This is a genomic window from Pseudomonas songnenensis (assembly GCF_003696315.1).
In the GTDB taxonomy this organism is placed as follows: domain Bacteria; phylum Pseudomonadota; class Gammaproteobacteria; order Pseudomonadales; family Pseudomonadaceae; genus Stutzerimonas; species Stutzerimonas songnenensis.
Genome location: NZ_RFFN01000002.1, coordinates 673,007 through 693,833, shown reverse-complemented (window position 1 = coordinate 693,833; position 20,827 = coordinate 673,007). Strand labels below are relative to the sequence as shown.

Here is a 20,827-nt window from a genome sequence, read left to right as displayed (position 1 = left end):
AGGCGCGAGGGCCTTATTGCGGAATTTCCAGCTGCAACGGTTGTTGCTTGTCCTGATAAATAGCGGCGAGCCTTGCGGCCAGTGCTTGCTTTGCTTTTGATTCGCCGTGAACGATGCGTATGTGAGATGGCCGTCGGCGCATGCTGGTTACAAATCTCACCAAGCCATCCTGGTCTGCATGAGCAGAGTAGCCGCCAATGGTCGTCACACCGGCTTTGATTGCCAACCGCTCGCCGTCGAGATCGACGTAACCGCCTTTTGGGCCAAAGCTTTGAATAGCCTGACCAGGCGTGCCTGCCGCCTGGTAACCAACGAACAATACGTTGTGTCTCTGGGCGCCCAGCATGGCTTTCAGGTAATTGACGATACGCCCACTAGAGCACATGCCGTTACCGGCAATAACGATTTCCGGACGGGCGCTGCGTGCCAGATATCCAACCATTCGTAGATGTTCGGCATGGCTGTCAACTGTCAGTAGCTGCTCGAACCCCAGCGGGCGGCGGCCTGATTGTACACGCTTGATGGCCTCCTGATTCCAGAAGGGCTTCAGTTCACGATAGGCTGCAGTGAAGCGATTGGCGAGCGGAGAGTCGAGGATGATGGGGAGTTCTGGCCAATTCTTTTTTAGGCCAGACGCCTGAGCACCGTCAGGCCAGCTGACTTCAACCCTATCCCGGAGTGATGCTGCGGACTTAGTTTGAGCGCGATGGATAATGTCTTCCAGCTCATATAGCAGTTCCTGGGTACGGCCATTGCTGAACGCAGGAATCACTACTGTCCCGCCATCTTGCAAGACCTGCCCGACAACATGCTCGAGGCGCTGACGACGGGTGCGGCGATCCTCGTGCTGCCGATCACCGTAAGGGCTTTCGATAACAAGGATGTCTGCACGACAAGGTGCTTTTGGCGCGGGCAACATCGGCGCGTGCGGCGCGCCAAGGTCTCCGAAAAACACAACTCGCTTGTTCTCACCAAGTGTCCGTATCGTATCGATCGGAAATGCAATACCTAGACTGTCCTGCCCCGTCTGCCCCTCATTGGCGGTGTCGCCACCCTGAAATAGACCGCAGTCGATGAGGTAGCTGTTGACGGCATCGGCATGTAATTGGTGGCACGAGCCGGTCACTCCGGTAGTCGATCCGTAGTGAGTGATTCGGGGGAAAAGCATCGGTTAGTTCCTTTAACCTGGCACCGTGACGGACATCGCAAAACGGCCGGCATTGTGCCATGCGACTGTCCCTACACCAAGTGTGGCCATCATAAATAGTTGGCCGTGAACGGAACTTTCACTAAGAGCTTTAAAGAGAGCTAGCAGCCCGGCGACCTGCCGCGCGAGGGGAAAAGGGACTTACCTATGTGTGCGCATCGAAACTACGAACACGCCAAACTTTTAATAAGCAGCGGGGCCTAGTCCTCTTCGTTCACCCGATCCCGCAACTCCTTCCCCGGTTTGAAATGCGGGACAAATTTTCCGTCAAGGCTAACGGATTGGCCGGTCTTGGGGTTACGACCGACGCGGGGTGCACGGTAGTGCAGGGAGAAGCTGCCGAAGCCGCGGATCTCGATCCGGTCGCCAGTGGCCAATGCCTGTGCCATTTGCTCGAGCATGGTCTTGATGGCCAGCTCGACATCCTTGGACGAAAGCAGCCCCTGCTGGGTGACGATACGCTCGATCAACTCCGACTTGGTCATGGTTTTCCCTTCGTTTTCAAGCGGCTAGATCATTCGGGTTGCGGTCGTTTGTAGCATGTTGTTCAGAGTTTGAACAGCCCGTGAAGGATTGACGAGGAAGGCGCATTTTGTTTATTGGCACGCAAAAGCGAACCTGTTATCGGTGTTATCGCTAGCAATTGAGTGCAGGGCTGACCTTTCTTTAGGCAATAAAAAAGGCGGGCTATAAGCCCGCCTTTCATTCAACTACCTAGCGCTCAATCTTCGCGATAGCGACGCAGCTTGAGCTGCTTGCCGCCGACGCGGGTGTCCTTGAGCTTGCCGAGCAGGCGGTCGAGGCCATCTTCCGGCAGTTCGACCAGGCTGAAGCTGTCGCGCACCTGGATGCGGCCGATGGCTTCGCGAGCCAAACCGCCTTCATTGAGGATGGCGCCAAGCAGGTTGCGCGCGGCGATGCCGTCACGCGCGCCCAGCGGGGTGCGGCAGCGGGCGCGGCCTTCGGCCAGAGGGACCGGAGCGCGACGCTCACGATCACCGCTACGCTCGGGACGATCCGAACGTTCGCTGCGCTCACGCGGGCTGCTGGTCGGGACCAGCGGCTGCTCTTTCTCAACTTCGGCCAGGGTCAAGGCCTGACCATTGGTGGCCTTGCGCAGCAGCGCAGCAGCCAGGGCGCGAGGGCTGCAACCGATGTCGGCGACCAGCTTGTCGAGCAGCTCACCGTGGCTGGCTTCGGCGTCGGCTACCAGCGGCGCGAGGCTGTTGGTGAGCTTCTTGATGCGCGCATCCAGTACCTGCTGGGCGTTGGGCAAACGTGCCTCAGCGACCTTCTGGTTGGTCACGCGCTCGATAACCTGCAGCATGCGACGCTCACGCGGGGTGACCAGCAGCAGCGCACGGCCTTCACGACCGGCACGGCCGGTACGGCCGATGCGGTGTACGTAGGACTCCGGATCGTAGGGCATGTCCACGTTGAATACGTGGGTGATGCGCGCGACATCGAGACCGCGGGCGGCGACGTCAGTGGCGACGACGATGTCCAGGCGGCCATCCTTGAGCGATTCGATAACACGCTCACGCTGGTTCTGGGCGATGTCGCCGTTCAGCGCGGCAGCCTTGTAGCCCTTGGCTTCCAGTGCGGCGGCCAGATCCAGGGTGGCCTGCTTGGTGCGCACGAAGGCGATCAGGGCGTCGAAATCCTCGACCTCCAGCAGACGCAGCACAGCCTGGATCTTCTGGTCGGCGTGGACCATCAGGTGCGCCTGCTCGATGCGAGCGACGGTCTGCGTCTTTGCAGCGATCTTGATGTGCTGCGGCTCGCGCAGGTGCTTCTCGGCAATGGCGCGAATGGAGTGCGGCAGCGTAGCGGAGAACAGCACAGTCTGACGGCTCTCTGGCATCGCTTCGAAGATCACTTCGAGGTCGTCCATGAAGCCCAGCTTGAGCATTTCATCGGCCTCGTCGAGTACTAGGAAGCGAATAGTCGACAGCAGGCCGCTGTTGCGGCTCAGGTGGTCGACCAGACGGCCCGGCGTCGCAACGATGACCTGCGCGCCCTGGCGGATGGCCTTGAGCTGCGGACCCATGGGCGCGCCACCGTAGACAGCGACGACGGTCAGGCCGGGCATCTGCTTGGAGTAGGTTTCGAATGCCGTGGCGACCTGCAAGGCCAGCTCGCGGGTCGGCGCAAGGATCAGTGCCTGCACTTCCTTACGCGCCGGATCGATCTTGGACAGGATCGGCAGCGCGAAGGCTGCGGTCTTGCCGGTACCGGTCTGCGCCTGGCCGATCATGTCGTGGCCGCCAAGGATCACCGGGATCGCCTGGGACTGGATGGGGGATGGTTCTTCGTAGCCGACTGCGCTGATGGCAGCCAGAACAGCGGAGTGAATACCGAGTGCGGCAAAGCCGCCGATTTCCTGGGTCATGGGTCTTGTCTCTGATGCTCCGCAAGACCCATTGTTCCGAAGCTGCGCATGCCGTGCAAAACCCGAAGGTCACCCTGGCAGCCTGGTCGGCGGGGTTGCGAAAACGTATGAATGATGAATCGTCAAGGATAGTCCGCTCGAAGCGGACAGCAGCCGAAGCGGCGCTTCGTGTGTTGCAGTACCTGAACGCAGGCTGGGTTTCAGCCGGCGCGTACTATACCGGATTAACGTGACGCTGTGCGGGTATTTTACGTGCCAAGCGGAGATCCGGTCATGCTACCTACGAGCCGCAGGCGCCGCGAAGGCGCATCCCCTGCCAGCTACGCAAGGCTGCATGGCTTTGTGGGAATGCGAGGCCATCGCGGCAAGATCGCTTCAAGCTGCGTCGCTGTTAGCGGCACTGACGCGAAAGCGACCGACCAGTTGATGTAGCTTGCCGGCCGTATGGCGCACACGCTCGGCACTGCCCTGCAACACGCCCAGGGTCTGCCCCATCTCGCTGGAGGCCTGCTCGACGCCGCGGATGGTCTGACCGTAGTGCAGGCTGCGCTCGTTCAAGCCCTTGATGATCTCGAACATGCGCTCCACGGTTCGATGCAGGTGCACATTCTCCGACGACGCCTCCTCGGTCAGGCGTAGGCTGCGGTCGACGTTCTGCACGCCACCCTCCATGAACGACACGGCTTGGCGCGTCTCGCCCTGCAGACTCTCGACCTTGATGCGGATGTCCTCCGCGGCCTTGGCCGTGCGCTGCGCCAGCGAGCGCACCTCGCCCGCCACCACCGCGAAGCCGCGGCCATGATCGCCCGCTCGTGCTGCTTCGATTGCCGCATTCAGCGCCAGCAGATTGGTCTGAGTGGTGATGTCACTGATCAGCCCGACGATCTCATCGATCTCACCCATGCGGCTGTCGAGCAGTTGCACGCTCTGCGAGGAGCGCTGTACCACGTCACGAATGGACTCGGTGCCTTCGCGGACGGTATCGAAACGCTCGCGGGCGCGCTTCATTACATCGTCCATCGCTATCTTCATTTCCTCGGCAGTCATGGAAGCCTGCTGGATTTCCCCCAACTGCTCCTCTACCAACAACAGCAGTTGATGGGTGGACTCGGCGACTTTGCCAGTGGTCTGCCCTGCCTCGCTACTGCGGGCGAGCATCAGCTCGTTATCATGCCGCACATGCCTGGAGACCTGGATCACCTGCCCCACTACACCGTCCAGGCTGTCGATAAAACTGTTGACCCAGCGCCCCATGTCGCCACTCTCGTCGCGTTGCATGGTACTGCTGTCGACTCGCTGGCGCAGGTTGCCCTCGCCTTCGGCAAGCGTACGGATGACTTCGGTCATTTCCTGCATGCGCGCGGCCAGGCGTTGGGGCCCGAAAGACGCGAAGGTCCAGGCGCCCAGCATGAGCAGCACGCCGTTGAGCAGATTAAGCGCTGTATGCGACAGGCCACTGTACTCCTGCAGCAGACCGCCGATGATGAACAGCGTGGTCACGGTACACAGGTACGTCTTCATCAACCCGACGCTCAGCGAGCGGCGTCGATAGACCTCCTCCAGGTCGGCCTCGCACATCATGCCCCAGCGATCCGGCGAGCCCGGCAACTGAAAGGTCACGCCCTTGCCGATCACCGGAATATGGCGGTAATCCGAGTAGCCGGGATAGGTGACGAACAGATTCGAGCCGTTGGCGATGGTTTCCCGTACTCCCGGATGCAGTTGCCCGGTGGCGGGATCGGTGAAACGCAGTTCGAGCTCGGTGTGCTGCTGCACACGCACGGTCCCCCAACGGGTATGCACGCCGCTCTTGAGGTTCTCGCCGTGGCTGAAAGTCGCATCCTCGAAACGCGAGCGCGACAGCGCCGTGCCGGCCTGAACGGCGCCGTCGAAACGCGAATCGACCATGAACAGGTAGTTGTCACCCGATTCCGGGTAGACGTGGCCGGCCTCGCGCTGAATGAGGTCACCGATCACATCGTTGGGAACCCGCGCGCAAATGCAGCCCAAACGCTTTCCGCCGACCTGCACCGGCTGATAGAACATCAGGGTCACCGCATCATGAAAGCGTGATGTGCTGGCACCCAGGCGCAGGGTCAGCGGGTCGCGGTAGGGACCATGCAGGAATGGCTCGCTCAGACCGTGGGCCACCGCCCTGCCATCGAGATCTTGCTGCCCGACATGGGCCGCACAGGTGGAGGCCAGCACGCGGCCTTGCGGATCGATAACGAACAGCTCGGACAGATCGGGCAACTGGGCGTGTTTCTTCTCCAGCAGCTCGGCATCCGCATGGGCCAGTCCTTCGCCCAGGTTCGAAGCCAGGTCTGCCAGATGCTCCCAGTGAGCACTTACCCAGTTCTGCAGGATGCGTACACGGGACTGCGCAACCCCCTCGAAAACCTGCTCCACGGCGGGATAAACACCGCGGTTCAGCCAACAGGACCAACGCATCTGTAGCTTGCCGGTACGCCCCAACCAGGGCAGCCAGTGCCGTTCGCTGGCGGAAAGAGGCATCTGATGGCTTTGGAGTTTCAGCACTGAGCGTTCCTTACTGCGGGGAGAACATACTGGCCAATAGCAATTAGCAGACCAGCCTGCAGCTTTACGCACCAGAAAGGCTCACGGGCCGACCGGAGTCCGCGAGATGGCTGATCCAAAGCGCTAACGCCGGAGCGCTCTGCCGTGCCGCTGCAGCCGATTCTGGACGGCCGCGCCTGTAGCAGACGCACCGATAGCGCTCATCCGGAACCATTGCAGGGATGCCCGCGCACCGCAATGGAGCGCCGCTTAGCTGGCGGGGCGTAACGCCGCGATCAGCGAGTCCAATGTGTACCCGAGACGCGGCGCGAGGGCTTCGGCACGCTGACGCAAACCGCTCACGTCCAGCTGCTGGTCGAGATCAGCCGGCACCAGCAGCACTACGTTGCCCTCCTTCACCGGACACTCCCAGTAGTGCCGGTGGTACAGGCCACGCAGCAGCGCGGCCCCCAGCGGGCGGTCATCATCGGTGCCCCACTGATTGATGATCAGCCAGCCACCCGGATTGAGTTTTTCCTGACAGCGCTTGAGGAAGGACCAGGCCAGATGTGCAGCGTCCGGGCCGGTATCGTTATAGAGGTCCACAAAGATCAGATCGGAAGTTTCCGCGGTATCCAGCAACCTGGTGGCGTCGCCGATGCGTATATACAGGCGCGAATCGTTCTGCAGGCCCAGATAGCGCATCGCGAGCTCCGGCACTGCCGGTCGCAGCTCGATGACCTCGACATCCTCCAGCGGCAGGAACTGCAGGCAAGCCTGGGTCAGGTTGCCGGCGCCCAGCCCGAGAAACAGTGCCGTCTCCGGCTCAGGATGACAAAGCCCACCCAGCAGCATGGCGCGGGTGTAGTCGTACTCCAGCCAGGCTGGATCGGCAGTGAAGACGCAGCTCTGCTCCACGGCCGCGCCGAACTCCAGAAAGCGGTACTCGCCCACCTCCAGCACACGAATCAGCCCGAACGCATCATGCACTTCGGCGAGCAAGCGCTCCTCTTTGTCCATCGATATGCTCCGCAGCTATCCGATCGCCATCATGTCGGCGAAGCGCATCTTACGCAGCCCCATAGGCCATCGCTATCTCCGAGGCCCTGGGCGTTCAGGTAAAATCGCCGCACTCTTACCAATTGGAACGATCATGACCGACGCCTGGAGCCCCGAAAGCTGGAGAAGCAAGCCCATTCAGCAGCAGCCTGAATACCCGGATGCCGATCACCTCAAGCGCGTTGAACAGGCCCTGGCTGGCTTGCCGCCCCTGGTGTTCGCCGGCGAAGCCCGCGAGCTGAAGCGGCAGTTCGCCGAGGTTACCCAGGGCCGCGCGTTCCTGCTCCAGGGTGGAGATTGCGCTGAGAGCTTCGCTGAATTCTCCGCCACCAAGATTCGCGACACCTTCAAGGTGCTGCTGCAGATGGCCATCGTCATGACCTTCGCGGCCGGCTGCCCGGTGGTCAAAGTCGGGCGCATGGCCGGCCAGTTCGCCAAGCCACGTTCGGCCGGCGACGAAACCATCGAGGGTGTGACCCTGCCGGCTTATCGTGGCGATATCGTCAACGGCATCGATTTCAATGAGAAAAGCCGCGTGCCGGACCCGGAGCGCCTGCTGCAGGCCTACCATCAGTCCACCGCCAGCCTGAACCTGCTGCGCGCCTTTGCCCAGGGCGGGTTCGCCGACCTGCACCAGGTGCATCAGTGGAACCTGGACTTCATCGCCAATTCCTTATTGGCCGAGAAGTACCACCAGCTCGGCGCACGTATCGACGAAACGCTGAAATTCATGCGCGCCTGTGGCCTGGATGGCGCGCCGCAGCTGCGCGAGACCAGCTTCTTCACCGCCCACGAGGCGCTGCTGCTCAACTATGAGCAGGCCTTCGTCCGCCAGGACAGCCTCAGCGGCGGCTGGTACGACTGCTCTGCGCACATGCTGTGGATCGGTGACCGCACCCGCCAGCTGGATGGCGCGCATGTCGAGTTCCTGCGCGGCGTCGGCAACCCTATCGGGGTGAAGGTTGGCCCGAGCATGGACAGCGAAGAGCTGATCCGCCTCATCGACATCCTCAATCCGCAGAACGATCCGGGCCGCCTGAACCTGATCGTACGCATGGGTGCCGACAAGGTCGAAGCCGGCCTGCCGCGACTGGTACGTGCAGTGCAGAACGAAGGTCGCCATGTGCTGTGGAGTTCCGACCCGATGCACGGCAACACGATGAAAGCCTCCAGCGGCTACAAGACTCGGGACTTCGAGAAGGTACTTGCTGAAGTCCGTCAGTTCTTCGATGTGCACCGCGCCGAGGGCAGCTATCCCGGCGGCATACATATCGAAATGACTGGGCAGAACGTCACCGAGTGCATCGGCGGCTCCCGACCAATCACCGAAGCCAGCCTCTGCGACCGCTACCACACCCATTGCGATCCGCGCCTCAATGCCGATCAGTCGCTGGAAATGGCCTTCATGATTGCCGAGACGCTGAAGCAGTTGCGGCCAAACTGATCCACCCTCTTTCAGCGAACAGTCCAACCACGTCGGGCAAGGCGATGCCTGTCCGACCGACTGCTACGCTGCGTAGCTGGCTAATAGTCAGAAAAACGATTAATTCGCGAGCTAACTAATCGCTGTTAGAATCTGCGACGTTTTGACTCGGGTTCCCTACGCCCTCTCGCAGCCGAGTCGCTTACCCAGAGGAAACGCTGCATGTCCGATTCGCCCCAGAACAAGGGGGCCGCCATCGCCGCCTCCATCGGCCTGTTTCTCGGCCCACTGCTTCTGCTGCTGTGCATTCTCACCGAGCCGCCGGCAGACCTTTCGCGCACTGCCTGGCTGACCGTTGGCATGGCTGCGCTGATGGCGGTGTGGTGGTCGACCGAGGCGATACCGATCCCGGCCACGTCATTGCTGCCGATCCTGCTCATTCCCGTACTCGGCATCGATACACTGGCCAAAGCGACGGCGCCGTACGCCAACCCGACCATCTTCCTGTTTCTTGGAGGCTTCCTGCTTGGGCTGGCGATGCAGCGCTGGAATCTGCACAAGCGCATCGCCCTGGCGACGCTGCTGGCGGTGGGCAGCGCGCCCAGCCGGCAGATCGCGGGCTTCATGATCGCTACCGCGTTCATCAGCATGTGGGTCAGTAATACGGCGACCAGCATCATGATGCTGCCGATCGGCTTGTCGGTGATCAGCCTGCTGGTGGCCGGTAGCGACAAGCGCGACGGCGAGCGCTTCGCTATCGCGCTGTTGCTCGGCATCGCCTATGCGGCGAGCGTCGGCGGCATCGCCACACTGATCGGCACGCCACCGAACGCACTGCTGGCGGCTTTCCTGCGCGAGAACTACGACGTGCACATCGGCTTCGGCCAGTGGATGCTGCTGGGCCTGCCGGTAAGCCTCGGCATGTTGCTGTTCATCTGGTGGTGGCTGACCCGCGGCGGCTTCACGCTATCGGGCGGCGACAGCCGTGCCATGCTGGAAAAGGAAATGGCTGCACTCGGCCCGATGAGCAAGGCCGAGAAGATGGTCGCGGTGGTGTTCAGCCTCGCCGCCCTGGCCTGGATTTTTCAACCGCTGCTGGCCGAGCACGTCAATGGCGTGAACGACACCAGCATCGCCATGGCCGCCGCCCTGTCGCTGTTCCTCATCCCGGTAGATCTGCGCCAACGCGTATTCCTGATGGACTGGGAGCAGGCCAACAAGGCGCCCTGGGGCGTGTTGCTGCTGTTCGGCGGCGGCCTGTCGCTGGCCGGTGTGATCGGCGCTTCCGGCCTCGCCGAGTGGATCGCGCAGAGCCTCGGCGGATTTGGCGCCCTGCCGCTGATCCTGATGATCGGCCTGGTGGCACTGGTAATCACCTTCCTCACCGAGATCACATCCAATACCGCAACGGCCGCCGCCTTCCTGCCGCTGCTGGGCGCGCTGGCCGTGGCCCAGGGCCTGTCGCCTGAGATGCTCGCGATCCCCGCGGCCATTGCCGCCAGCTGCGCCTTCATGATGCCGGTGGCAACACCGCCCAACGCCATTGTCTTCGGTACCGGCCAGATGCACATCCAGTCGATGATCAAGGCAGGCTTTGCGATCAACCTGTTCGGCGTCGCACTGGTGACCCTGCTTTGCTACGGCCTGGTCGGACTGATCTGGGCGAGTTGACTGATACCGCGAGGAGTCGAAGGCCCTGCGCCAGCAGCGCGGGGCCAGAACGCAAAAAGCCCGGCACTAGGCCGGGCTTTTCTACGAGAAGTCTGCGAGACCTATCAGGCCTTGACGCGGGACTTGTACTCGCCGGTACGGGTGTCGATTTCGATCGAGTCGCCGATTTCGCAGAAGGCGGAAACCTGCAGCTCGGCACCGTTCTTCAGGCGGGCAGTCTTCATCACCTTGCCCGAAGTATCGCCACGTACGGACGGCTCGGTGTAGACGATCTCACGGACGATGGTGGTCGGCAGTTCAACCGAGATCACCTTGTCGTTGTAGAAAACGGCTTCGCAGACATCGGTCATGCCGTCTTCGATGAAGGTCATCACGCCTTCGAGGTCATCTTTTTCGATTTCGTACTGGTTGAACTCGTCGTCCATGAACACGTACAGCGGGTCAGCGAAGTAGGAATAGGTCACTTCCTTGCGCTCGAGGATGACCGGCTCCAGCTTGTCGTCGGCCTTGTAGACGGTCTCGGTAGCCGAACCGTTGAGCAGGTTCTTCAGCTTCATCTTGACCACGGCACTGTTACGACCGGACTTGTTGAACTCGGCTTTCTGGATGACCCAGGGTGCGCCGTTGATGATGGCCACCTGGCCGGCACGGAACTCTTGTGCGGTTTTCATACGAAATATCCGAAGGGAATTAGAGACAAAAAACAGGCCGCGTATCATAGGGGCTGTTCCCGTTCTGTCGCAAGCCGCGTTGCTGCGCGAGGTGACGCAGGGTCAGCGGTGTTTCGCAAAGCGATGCACAGCAACGAACTAACCGTGGACCGCTCTCAACCAATCCGCGTAGAAGAACACCAGCTTGCCGGCCAGATCACCATTGGCCACCTGCTCATGCGTCCAGCCTTCGGCGCGCCCGAGCAACGCGGGATACTCGCTCAGAAGAACGCTCCACGCGTCGCCGGCGCCCTCTCCAGCATTCCACGCACGCCAGAAGCCACGCAGCGCTTGTTCGGCCGCCGGCGGCAAACCATGCACGTACAGGTCGAGGAACGCATTGAGCTTGTCCCAGTGCGCGTCGTCTTCCTGCGGATAGATGTGCCACACCAAAGGACGGCCGGCCCATTGGGCGCGAATGAAGGACTCTTCACCCCGCACGGCGTTGAAATCGCAGCTCCATAGCAACAGGTCGTATTCGTCCTGGGTCATGAACGGCACGATGGAGATCTGCAGGCTGCCACGCTGATAGTGGTCCCCCGCCTGTACGCTCGGCATGCCGAGCCAGGCTGCCACATCGCCCAGCACACGCCCCTCCGGCACCAGCAACTGGTTCAGGCGTGTATCGCCAGCAAGCGCATCCAGCCAGCCAGCCACGGCAGGATTTTCATAAGCGAACAACGAAAGCAGCCGCGCTTCGGGCTGCCTCTCGACACCGAGGGCGGCGAGAAACTCGGCCTGCTGCAGGGGGTCAGCCTGGAATCTGGCGCGGCGCTGCATGAGATCGGATTCGCGGATAAGACCACCGGTATCGGCCTCGAAACCGGGAAAGAAGAAATACTTCTGCAGCCCGTTGGCCTGCAGCGACGGCAGCGCGTGGCAACCGATGATCCAGTCTTCAGCGCTCAGGTACTCGAGATTCAACCAGAGTACACGCCGGCCACTGGCTGCCATCGCATTGATATAGGCCTGTGGCAGGTTGCAGGCGAACGCCTCGATCACTACATCGGCGGGCTCCGCGCCTGGCCACGTTTTCGACCAGTGCCTGACCTCTACCCCATCAATAGTCTGCTGCTGGTCATGGGCACTGGCAGCCGGACAGAGCCGCGCAAAGGTCTCCAGGTCATCCACCCATAACCGCACCGGCTGCCCATGCTCGGCGACGAGCTGGCGAGCCAGCCGCCAGGTAACGCCGATGTCGCCGAAGTTATCCACGACGGCGCAGAAGATGTCCCACTTCGCTTTGACAGACAAACCTATGCTCCTCGAAAAAAACCGGCACTTGGTGCAATGGATAGATCGCGCAGGATACAAGGTTGCGCCAGATGACGGGCTTGCCTGCAGCACAGCAAGGCTTCCAACGGAGCATTGCGGCCTGCTCGCTAAAAGCCAGACGTGCGAATACGCCCGAGCCCGCGAAGGTCAGCGAAGTCAGACAAACAGAAAGAGGGGAAACAACTGTCGTTATGGAGGTGAACCCTACCAGCCACACCCCGGCACACAATGTCACCGCTGCGGCTGCTCCCTTCCGGGCCTGACCGGGTTCACGGCTGATCGTTGCGAGGGGACCGGCAGGGCCCACCATAACAAAACCCGCCTGGCGGCGAGCGGCGCCATTGTACCGGCTTATCAGCAACTTACAACCACCGACTACAAGCAGCGCATTGCAGCGACCGATTGCTCCGTGACCCGCGACTCTTTACCGCCGGTCAGTAACTGGAAAAAGCGCCAAATCACGTTGTGCATTGCGTCGAAAGCCTCTAGCCAAAGGCCGGCGTCTGTTCGAGGATGAGCAGGCTCAAGCGCTATCGAACGCTTGTCATGAAACCATGCTGCATGGCAATCGCTGTGCAGTCGATGGCAACAGCACACGAGGTAATCATGAGCAAGGCTCCAATCGCCATCATCGGAACCGGCATTGCGGGGCTCTCCGCCGCGCGTACGCTTCACGATGCCGGGCAGGCAGTACATTTGTTCGACAAGAGCCGTGGCAGCGGCGGCCGCATGGCGAGCAAACGCAGCGATGCGGGCTCGCTCGATCTGGGCGCTCAGTACTTCACCGCCAGGGATCGCCGCTTCGGCGAAGCCGTGCGCCAGTGGCAGACCGAAGGCTGGGTCGACCAGTGGTCGCCGGGCATGTATCAGTTTCGAAATGGGCAACTGACTCCCTCCGCCGATGAGCAACTGCGCTGGGTCGGCACGCCGGCCATGAGTTCGATCACCCGCGGCCTGCTTGGCGCGTTGCCGGTGACGTTCAGTTGCCGTATCACCGAGGTGTTTCGTGGCGAGCGGTTCTGGACGCTGGTGGATGCCACCGGCGCCAGTCATGGTCCGTTCAGCCAGGTCATCATCGCCGCTCCGGCGCCGCAGGCAGCCGCACTGCTGGCAAGTGCGCCAAAGCTGGCAGCAGTGGCGGCGAGCGTTGCCATGGAGCCAACCTGGGCCGTCGCGCTCGGCTTTGCGACGCCACTCAATACCACGCTTGAAGGATGCTTCGTTCAGGACGATGCACTGGACTGGATCGCCCGCAACCGCAGCAAGCCCGGCCGCAACGGCGAGCTTGATACCTGGGTGCTACACGGCACCAGTAGCTGGAGCCGCCAGCATCTGGACCTGTCCAAGGAGGCGGTCATCGAGCGGCTGCATGGCGCGTTCGCCGAACTGATCGATTGCGTGGTACCGGCTCCGGAATTCACCCTGGCGCATCGCTGGCTGTATGCCAGACCAGCGCAAGCCCATGAATGGAACGCCCTGGCCGATGCCACACTGGGAATTTATGCCTGTGGCGACTGGTGTCTGTCCGGCCGCGTCGAAGGCGCCTGGCTAAGCGGGCAGGAAGCGGCGCGCCGACTGCTGGAGAATCTCTAACCGCCCCACGCTTTGAGCGGCTGGCCCTGCCCTGACCCAGGTCAGCCGCCCGCTTCCGGTCAGCTGTTATCATCGCGCGCTTCCCGTACGACCCTCCTTGCAGCGGAGCCTCGATGAATCCCTCGACCCTGATTGGCATCCTTGCGAGCATCGGCCTGCTGGCAGTCGTCCTGCTTTTCGCAGCCAAGGAGCCGGCACTGTTCATCGACCTGCCAAGCCTCGGCATCGTGCTGGTGGGCACTCTGGCGGCGACCTTCATCAGCTATCCGCTGCGCGAAGTCACCCGGGTATTCGGCCTGCTCTGGACCGTGCTGCGTAACGAACGCCTGTATACCCGCCAGGATCTCGACGAGCTGGTGCAGATATCACGGCTGTGGATCAGCGGCGATCTGGTGGCCGTCGAAAAGGCCGTGGAAAAAGTCAGCAACCCGTTTCTGCGCACCGGGGTGCAGCTGGTGATCGACAACACGCCGGAAGAGGACATTCTGGAGGTCTTGCAATGGCGCATCGCGCGCCTTCGCGCCAGGGAAAATGCCGAGGCGCAGCTGTTCCGCGCGATGGCCAGCTATGCCCCGGCCTTCGGCATGATCGGCACGCTGGTCGGGCTGATCAACCTGATGTTCATGCTTGGCAGCGGCGACATGGACCTGATCGGCCGCAGCCTGGCCGTGGCACTGATGACGACCTTTTACGGCGTGCTGCTGGCCAACCTGATTCTCAAGCCGGTCGCCGTGAAGCTCGAGCGGCGCACCGAACAGCGCGTGGCATTGATGAACCTGGTAATGCAGGGCATCTCGATGATGTGCAACCGCCGCAGCCCGGCCTACATGCGCGAAACGCTCAAATCCTTCATCGCCCATCATGACGACGAGATTCGCGATGGCATCCCCGCCGCGCCGCCTGGCAAGCCGCAGGAAGAACGACCGTGAATGGCCAGACGTCCCACGGCAGCCGCTTCTCCAAATGGCATATCGAACCGCAGCGCGAAGAGGAGCAGGAAGCCTGGCTGATCACCTACCTCGACATGCTCACGCTGCTGCTGGTGATGCTGGTCATCATGCTGGCGATGGCCGGCAAAGGCGACGGCAAGCAGAACGAACAGGCGATCGTCGATTCGACAGCGCTGCAGGCGGCAAGCGGACCGAGCGTCGGACTGGATATGTCGGCGTCGCCGATTCCCACGATCGCGCCCGTGCCGCTGCCACCAGTCGAGACCGAGACTGACGAGATTGACGACAGCGACCCCAAGTCAGACATGGCGCTGGGCGACGATATCGAGGTAATCGTCAACGAAGGCAGTATCAGCTTTCGTATCAGCAGCGAACTGCTCTTCGGCTCCGGTCGCGCAGAGTTGGAAGATGCAGGGTTGGACGTGATCGACCAGCTGGTCCCGACGCTCGCCGCCAATCGTTACCGCATCGTCGTCGAAGGCCACACCGACAACCTGCCGATCCTGACCGAACGCTTTCCGTCCAACTGGGAGCTTTCGGCCAGCCGCGCCAGCAGCGTGGTGCGCTATCTGCAGCTGGCCGGTATCGAGGCGACGCGCTTGAGTGCGACCGGCTACGCCGATACACGCCCTATCGCCGACAACGGCGACGAGCGCGGGCGCGCCAGCAACCGGCGCGTCGAGTTGATCATGCAGACCGAGCCGGATCAACCCTGACTGCCGCCATCCGATCAGCCAAGCGCCGTATCGAGGAACATCATCACCGCAAAACCCATCATCAGGCCCAGCGTGGCTGGCGTCTGGTGCCCGTTGCGGTGCGTTTCCGGGATCACCTCGTGGGACACGACGAAGATCATGGCACCCGCCGCCAGGCCAAGGCTGATCGGATAGGCAATTGCAAAGCCGCTGGAGATGCCGATGCCCACCAGCGCACCGAGCGGCTCCATCAGCCCCGATGCCGCCGCGACCAGCACCGACCCCAGGGCTGACAGACCCGTGGTGCGCAACGCCAGCGCAACGGCCAGCCCTTCGGGAATGTCCTGAATCGAGATGGCGGTGGTCAACGGCAGGCCGACGCTCAGGTCGCCATTGGCAAAGCTCACGCCGATGGCCATGCCTTCGGGAATGTTGTGCAGCGCAATCGCAAGCACGAACAGCCACACGCGGTTGAGCCGTTCGCACTCGGGCCCGCACGGCCCGGTGCTTTCATGCTCGTGCGGGGTGAAGTAATCCAGACCGAGCATCAGCAACACGCCGAGGCCGAGCCCCACAACGACGGTCAGCGCCGCAGCCGGGCCGTTGCCGAACAGCTCGCGCCCGGCCTCGATCCCCGGCAGGATCAGCGAGAAGGCACTGGCTGCAAGCATCATCCCCGCCGCAAAACCGAGCATGCTGTCCTGGGTACGCGTGGAGATACCCCGCAGGCCGATAGCCAGAAAAGCACCAAGCGCCGTCGCCACGAAGCCTGCAGTACCACCCAGCAGCGCATAGCGAACATTGGCCGACTCGCCGCTTTGCAAGGCGTTCGCGGTCCCCGCCACCAGCAGTAGCAGCACCGCTACTGCCGTAGCCGCAAGACCGAAGGTGATCCAGGGGTTGGCTTGCGCCTGCGCGATCCAGGCGGCACGCAGAGTGGCCGCCGGGCTTTGGACGGTGGACGCCATGATTTCAGAATCCTTGATGCGGGAGCCCAGTGTACTCCGCTGCGCCGCTTCCCAGAGCCTATGGTCATGATAGGTACAGGCCATCGCATGATGGGCGGCCCCCAACACCTGCGTTGTACCCCCGCGGGTATGACCGTAAGCTTGACGCGTTCGATGGCCCGAAGAGGCCGCATTTAGGAGTGGTACCTCGTGCCCGCCGCAAAATCCATTCGTCGCGCGCTTTTGTTCATCAGCGTGGCCCTGCTGCTCGGCGGCTGGCTCATCTGGCGTCAATTACAAGGACCGGAACTCCCCGGTTACCGCCTGGAGACACGCCCACTGGTACAGCGCGTGGTCGCCAGCGGCGAGGTGGACAGCCAGTCGCTGGCCCAGGTCGGCAGCGAAATCACCGGCGTCATCGCAGCTCGCCATGTGCGTGAGGGTGACGCGGTAGAGGCTGGCGACCTGCTGCTCGAGCTACGCGACGATGAACAGCGCGCCCGTCTGCGCGAGGCCGAAGCGGCCCTGCAACAGCTGATCGACTCCACCCGCCCGCAGGCGCAGGCGACCCTGCGCGAAGCACAACACAACCTCGAACAGGCAAGTCGCGAACTGAAGCGTCGCGAAACACTCTTCGAACGCAAACTGCTGGCATCCGAGCCACTGGAGCAGGCGCGCCGGGCGGAGCTCACCGCCCGCGTGATCCGTGACCGCGCCCGCTTCGCCGCCGCAGCCCTGGCCGAGGGTGGCAGCGAGGAGCAGGTGTTGCGGCAGCGACTGGAAGCGGCCCGCGCCACGCTGGCGAAAACCCGTATTCATGCGCAGGTCGCCGGCATCGTCCAGACACGTGACGTCGAGCCGGGCGACCTGGTACAGCCGGGCCGAACCCTGCTGACAATCGCCCGCTCGGCCAGCAACGAAATCCTCTTGCCCCTGGACGAGAAGAATCTGGCGCCGATCGCGCTGGGACAGGCTGCGAAGATCATTGCCGACGCCTACCCGGAGCGCGTGATGCCGGCGCGGGTCAGCTTCATCGCGCCAAGCGTCGATACCGCCCGTGGCACCATCGATGTTCATCTTGACCTTGAGGAGCCCGCCGACTTTCTGCGCCAGGGCATGACCGTGTCGGTGAACATCGAGACCGGCCGCCGCGAGCAGGCCCTGGTGCTGCCCAACGATGCGCTGCGTGCGCGCGACGGCCTGCGCGCTCAGGTACTACGGATCCGCGAGGGGATCGTCGAACGGGTAAACGTGCGCCTGGGCTTGCTCGGCACGGCGCTGAGCGAAGTCGTCGAGGGGCTGGCTACGGGCGATCTGGTGTTGATCGGCGATGCCGAGGAAGGTCAGCGCGTACGCGTGCTGGAACAGCCGATGCCTCACGGCATTCAGGACTGACGGAATGCGCCTGGCCGACTCGCTGTGGACCGAATGGAAGATCGCCCTGCGCTTTCTGCTGGACAACCGCATGCAGACCCTACTGATCACCTTCGGCATCGCGGTAGGCTCAGCCGTTATCGTGTTCATCACCGCGCTGATCACCGGGTTGCAGGCCAACGTGATCGAGCGGACCCTCGGCACCCAGGCGCATATCCGCATCCTGCCGCCGGACGAAGTCAACCGCATTCTGCCCGCCGATGAGGTCAGCTGGTCGCTCGTACTGGAAAGCCCGCGGGCACAGCGTCTGCGCTCGATCATCAATTGGCAGGACATTCGCGACGTGCTCGATCAGGACACACAGATCCTGGCCGTGTCGCCAGTCATCAGTGGCCCGGCAATCGCCCGCCGCGGCGTGGCCCGGGCGTCGGTTGCGCTGCTCGGCATCGATCCGCCGCGCTATCAGCGCATCATCCCGCTGGCCAATGATCTGATCGCCGGGCGCTTCGTCGTCGGTGCCGGCAATGCGGTTATCGGCAAGGAGCTGGCGCGCGATCTTGGCCTGGGTATCGGCGACAAGCTGCGCCTGGACGCTGGCGAAGGCCGGGAAGCGGTGGTGGACGTCGCCGGCATCTTCGAGCTGGGCGTGCGTGAGCTGGATGCACGCTACGTCTATCTGGATCTGAAGCAGGCGCAAACGTTGCTCGATCTGCCGGGCGGCATCACGGTGATCGATACCACGGTCGCCGAGATTTTCGAAGCAGACCGCATCGCGAGGCGCCTGGCTCGGCTCACCGGATTACGCGCGGAAAGCTGGATGGAAACCAATGGCCAGCTGCTCAACGCGCTGAGTTCACAAAGCATGACCACTGAGATGATTCGTGTGTTCGTCGGCATCTCGGTCGCCTTCGGCATCGCCAGCGTGCTTGCCGTAAGCGTTGTCCAGCGCACCCGGGAAATCGGCATCCTGCGCGCGATGGGCAGTCCGCGCGGGCAGATCCTGCGCGTCTTCCTGCTGCAAGGCGGGCTGCTCGGGCTGCTCGGCTCGGCCTGCGGCGGCGGGGTCGGCTGGGGCCTGGTTCAGGTATTCAATCTGTTCGGGCCACGCCTGTTCGAAATCCCCGTCGATCCGACGCTGGTACCGCTGGCAATGCTGGTCGCGACAATCACCGGCGTCCTCGCGGCGGCGATGCCGGCGCGGCGCGCGGCACGCTACGATCCGGCGGTGGCGATCCGCTATGTCTGAACCCACAATCAAGCGCGCAGGCGAAGTCCTGCGCCTGGACCAGGTCCGCAAGGCATTCAATGTCGGTACGCCACTGGAAACCGAAGTTTTGCACGGTATCGACCTGTCGCTGTGTCGCGGCGAACTGGCGGCACTGATCGGCCCATCCGGTTCCGGTAAAAGTACGCTGCTCAATCTGATCGGCCTGCTCGATGCACCGAGCTCGGGCGAACTGTATTTGCTCGGCCAGGCCACGCGCGACAGTGATGATGAGGCCCGCACCCGGCTGCGCAATCAGGTGATCGGCTTCGTGTTCCAGTTTCACCACCTGATTTCGGCCTTCAGCGTCCTGGAAAACGTCCTGATGCCGCTGATGATCCGGCACGGCAAACCTTCGTCTGCCGATATCGAACTGGCGCGAGGGCTGCTTGACGAGGTTGGCCTTAGCGCCTTCGCCGACAAGAAACCCACGCAGATTTCCGGCGGCCAGCAACAGCGGGTCGCCATCGCCCGTGCGCTGGTGACCCGTCCTCCCCTGCTGCTGGCTGACGAGCCGACCGGCAATCTCGACACTCGTACTGCACAAAGCGTGTTCGAGCTTTTCCACCGGATCAACGCGCAGTTCGGCTGTGCGGTGCTGGTAGTGACTCACGATCCGCGCCTTGCAGCGGATTGTGCCAGGACCATTCAACTGGTCGACGGCCTTGTCGTCAGCGACGAAGCCAACCCGTCGAGTCGCTGAGGGTACCGGTGCCGGCGCGTTCTTCAGCGCCGGCCAATCCCGCGTTTCCAACGGACGCGCATCGCTGTCCAACGGATAATAACTATTAAATCTAAGCATATAACCTAATTCAGGACTAAGATCACCCTCACGCAGATACCCCTACCGGTATGCAGAATGGATAAGGAACACACGATGAACGCCCATGTTGAAGCCTTTTTCGATCCAGCAACCTTCACCTACAGCTATGTAGTCAGCGATCCGGTAACCCGGCAGTGTGCAGTGATCGATTCGGTGCTGGATTACGACCCGGCCTCAGGCCGCACTTCGCACGCCACGGCTCAGCGTCTCGTTGACTATGTGCGCGCCCAGGGGCTAACGGTGCAATGGCTGCTGGAAACCCACGTGCATGCCGACCATCTGAGCGCGGCCCCGTACCTGAAGCAGCAATTAGGTGGTCGGCTGGCGATCGGCGACCGGATCACAGTAGTGCAGGACACCTTCGGCAAGCTGTTCAATGCCGGTAGCGACTTCGCCACGGACGGCCGCCAGTTCGATCATCTGTTCCACGACGGCGACACCTTTCAGGTCGGCAACGTACAGGGGCGCGCCATCCATACACCGGGACACACCCCAGCCTGCATGACCTATGTGATAGGCGACGCCGCGTTCGTCGGCGACACGCTGTTCATGCCCGATTACGGCACCGCCCGGTGCGACTTTCCCGGCGGCGACGCGCGCACGCTGTATCAGTCGATCCAGAAGCTGTTCACCCTGCCAGGCGAGACCCGGGTGTTCATGTGCCACGACTACAAGGCCCCCGGTCGCGACGAGTTTCTCTACGAAACCACCATTGCTGCCGAGCGCGAGCACAACGTCCACGTTGGCGCTGGCATCACGGAAGAAGAGTTCGTCGCCATGCGCACCGCACGCGATGCCACGTTGGGCATGCCCACGCTTATCCTGCCCTCGGTCCAGATCAACATGCGCGGCGGCGAGCTACCCAAGCCTGAGGGCAACGGCACCCGTTACCTGAAAATCCCATTGGATGTGCTGTAGCTACGAGTG

16 protein-coding genes, 1 other RNA gene and 1 pseudogene are annotated in these 20,827 nt (G+C 62.4%); 9 read left to right on the top strand and 9 right to left on the bottom strand.

The window, feature by feature from the left end:
- Positions 1-13: 13 nt before the first annotated feature.
- From EA798_RS07715 to EA798_RS07695, 5 genes and pseudogenes are all read right to left on the bottom strand, one after another.
- The gene (locus EA798_RS07715) at positions 14-1,168 is read right to left on the bottom strand and encodes an INTS11 family MBL fold metallo-hydrolase (protein WP_122098557.1); all 1,155 of its coding nucleotides are present in this window, start codon (positions 1,166-1,168) and stop codon (positions 14-16) included.
- Between the two features lie 239 nt (positions 1,169-1,407).
- Positions 1,408-1,692, bottom strand: coding sequence for an integration host factor subunit beta (gene ihfB, locus EA798_RS07710; protein ID WP_015276650.1), 285 nt, complete (start codon positions 1,690-1,692; stop codon positions 1,408-1,410).
- 236 nt (positions 1,693-1,928) lie between these two features.
- Positions 1,929-3,599 (bottom strand): DEAD/DEAH box helicase, encoded by a 1,671-nt coding sequence (locus tag EA798_RS07705; RefSeq protein WP_122098556.1) that lies wholly within the window; start codon positions 3,597-3,599, stop codon positions 1,929-1,931.
- A gap of 375 nt (positions 3,600-3,974) precedes the next feature.
- Positions 3,975-4,493, bottom strand: a pseudogene (locus EA798_RS20915) (methyl-accepting chemotaxis protein); the annotation flags it as partial.
- 1,893 nt (positions 4,494-6,386) lie between these two features.
- A complete protein-coding gene (locus EA798_RS07695; protein WP_106158364.1) occupies positions 6,387-7,136 on the bottom strand; it encodes a spermidine synthase in 750 nt (249 codons plus the stop codon).
- Positions 7,137-7,269: 133 nt separating this feature from the next.
- On the opposite strand from EA798_RS07695, the gene EA798_RS07690 reads away from it, so the two are divergent.
- Both EA798_RS07690 and EA798_RS07685 read left to right on the top strand, forming a co-directional pair.
- The gene (locus tag EA798_RS07690) at positions 7,270-8,619 is read left to right on the top strand and encodes a class II 3-deoxy-7-phosphoheptulonate synthase (RefSeq protein WP_122098554.1); all 1,350 of its coding nucleotides are present in this window, start codon (positions 7,270-7,272) and stop codon (positions 8,617-8,619) included.
- A 201-nt stretch (positions 8,620-8,820) separates the two neighbouring features.
- On the top strand, positions 8,821-10,269 hold the full coding sequence (locus EA798_RS07685; protein ID WP_106158362.1) for an SLC13 family permease: 1,449 nt from the start codon (positions 8,821-8,823) through the stop codon (positions 10,267-10,269).
- 104 nt (positions 10,270-10,373) lie between these two features.
- Here EA798_RS07685 and efp read toward each other — a convergent pair whose 3' ends face one another.
- The 3 genes from efp to ffs all read right to left on the bottom strand — a co-directional run bounded on the left by efp (position 10,374) and on the right by ffs (position 12,553).
- Positions 10,374-10,940 carry an elongation factor P gene (efp, locus tag EA798_RS07680; RefSeq protein WP_003280508.1) on the bottom strand — a complete coding sequence of 189 codons (567 nt, stop codon included), beginning with the start codon at positions 10,938-10,940 and terminating at the stop codon, positions 10,374-10,376.
- A 138-nt stretch (positions 10,941-11,078) separates the two neighbouring features.
- On the bottom strand, positions 11,079-12,233 hold the full coding sequence (gene earP, locus EA798_RS07675) for an elongation factor P maturation arginine rhamnosyltransferase EarP (protein WP_122098553.1): 1,155 nt from the start codon (positions 12,231-12,233) through the stop codon (positions 11,079-11,081).
- A gap of 223 nt (positions 12,234-12,456) precedes the next feature.
- Positions 12,457-12,553: signal recognition particle sRNA small type (gene ffs, locus EA798_RS07670), an RNA gene on the bottom strand.
- Between the two features lie 307 nt (positions 12,554-12,860).
- Here ffs and EA798_RS07665 point away from each other — a divergent pair.
- The 3 genes from EA798_RS07665 to EA798_RS07655 all read left to right on the top strand — a co-directional run bounded on the left by EA798_RS07665 (position 12,861) and on the right by EA798_RS07655 (position 15,513).
- Positions 12,861-13,847 carry an NAD(P)/FAD-dependent oxidoreductase gene (locus tag EA798_RS07665; protein ID WP_122098552.1) on the top strand — a complete coding sequence of 329 codons (987 nt, stop codon included), beginning with the start codon at positions 12,861-12,863 and terminating at the stop codon, positions 13,845-13,847.
- Between the two features lie 113 nt (positions 13,848-13,960).
- Positions 13,961-14,776: a motility protein A gene (locus tag EA798_RS07660; RefSeq protein WP_106158359.1), complete on the top strand. Its 816-nt coding sequence runs from the start codon at positions 13,961-13,963 to the stop codon at positions 14,774-14,776.
- Positions 14,773-15,513: an OmpA/MotB family protein gene (locus tag EA798_RS07655; protein ID WP_122098551.1), complete on the top strand. Its 741-nt coding sequence runs from the start codon at positions 14,773-14,775 to the stop codon at positions 15,511-15,513. The genes EA798_RS07660 and EA798_RS07655 overlap by 4 nt, the downstream gene beginning before the upstream one ends.
- A gap of 14 nt (positions 15,514-15,527) precedes the next feature.
- On the opposite strand, the gene EA798_RS07650 is transcribed toward EA798_RS07655, so the two are convergent.
- Positions 15,528-16,460, bottom strand: a complete 933-nt coding sequence (locus tag EA798_RS07650; RefSeq protein ID WP_122098550.1) for a ZIP family metal transporter — start codon at positions 16,458-16,460, stop codon at positions 15,528-15,530.
- Positions 16,461-16,649: 189 nt separating this feature from the next.
- Here EA798_RS07650 and EA798_RS07645 point away from each other — a divergent pair, with 189 nt between their 5' ends.
- The 4 genes from EA798_RS07645 to EA798_RS07630 all read left to right on the top strand — a co-directional run bounded on the left by EA798_RS07645 (position 16,650) and on the right by EA798_RS07630 (position 20,818).
- Positions 16,650-17,834: an efflux RND transporter periplasmic adaptor subunit gene (locus EA798_RS07645; RefSeq protein WP_122098549.1), complete on the top strand. Its 1,185-nt coding sequence runs from the start codon at positions 16,650-16,652 to the stop codon at positions 17,832-17,834.
- Between the two features lie 4 nt (positions 17,835-17,838).
- Positions 17,839-19,059: an ABC transporter permease gene (locus EA798_RS07640; protein ID WP_106158355.1), complete on the top strand. Its 1,221-nt coding sequence runs from the start codon at positions 17,839-17,841 to the stop codon at positions 19,057-19,059.
- Positions 19,052-19,780 (top strand): ABC transporter ATP-binding protein, encoded by a 729-nt coding sequence (locus EA798_RS07635; protein WP_122098548.1) that lies wholly within the window; start codon positions 19,052-19,054, stop codon positions 19,778-19,780. Before EA798_RS07640 ends, EA798_RS07635 begins: the two co-directional genes overlap by 8 nt.
- A gap of 174 nt (positions 19,781-19,954) precedes the next feature.
- Positions 19,955-20,818, top strand: a complete 864-nt coding sequence (locus tag EA798_RS07630) for an MBL fold metallo-hydrolase (protein WP_122098547.1) — start codon at positions 19,955-19,957, stop codon at positions 20,816-20,818.
- Positions 20,819-20,827 lie beyond the last annotated feature (9 nt).

Coding starts and splice junctions, on each gene's coding strand:
- EA798_RS07705 (WP_122098556.1), bottom strand. CDS start 3,599: ATGACCCAGGAAATCGGCGGCTTTGCCGCACTCGGTATTCACTCCGCT.
- EA798_RS07630 (WP_122098547.1), top strand. CDS start 19,955: ATGAACGCCCATGTTGAAGCCTTTTTCGATCCAGCAACCTTCACCTAC.
- EA798_RS07715 (WP_122098557.1), bottom strand. CDS start 1,168: ATGCTTTTCCCCCGAATCACTCACTACGGATCGACTACCGGAGTGACC.
- EA798_RS07635 (WP_122098548.1), top strand. CDS start 19,052: ATGTCTGAACCCACAATCAAGCGCGCAGGCGAAGTCCTGCGCCTGGAC.
- EA798_RS07690 (WP_122098554.1), top strand. CDS start 7,270: ATGACCGACGCCTGGAGCCCCGAAAGCTGGAGAAGCAAGCCCATTCAG.
- EA798_RS07650 (WP_122098550.1), bottom strand. CDS start 16,460: ATGGCGTCCACCGTCCAAAGCCCGGCGGCCACTCTGCGTGCCGCCTGG.
- efp (WP_003280508.1), bottom strand. CDS start 10,940: ATGAAAACCGCACAAGAGTTCCGTGCCGGCCAGGTGGCCATCATCAAC.
- ihfB (WP_015276650.1), bottom strand. CDS start 1,692: ATGACCAAGTCGGAGTTGATCGAGCGTATCGTCACCCAGCAGGGGCTG.
- EA798_RS07665 (WP_122098552.1), top strand. CDS start 12,861: ATGAGCAAGGCTCCAATCGCCATCATCGGAACCGGCATTGCGGGGCTC.
- EA798_RS07640 (WP_106158355.1), top strand. CDS start 17,839: ATGCGCCTGGCCGACTCGCTGTGGACCGAATGGAAGATCGCCCTGCGC.
- EA798_RS07660 (WP_106158359.1), top strand. CDS start 13,961: ATGAATCCCTCGACCCTGATTGGCATCCTTGCGAGCATCGGCCTGCTG.
- EA798_RS07695 (WP_106158364.1), bottom strand. CDS start 7,136: ATGGACAAAGAGGAGCGCTTGCTCGCCGAAGTGCATGATGCGTTCGGG.
- EA798_RS07685 (WP_106158362.1), top strand. CDS start 8,821: ATGTCCGATTCGCCCCAGAACAAGGGGGCCGCCATCGCCGCCTCCATC.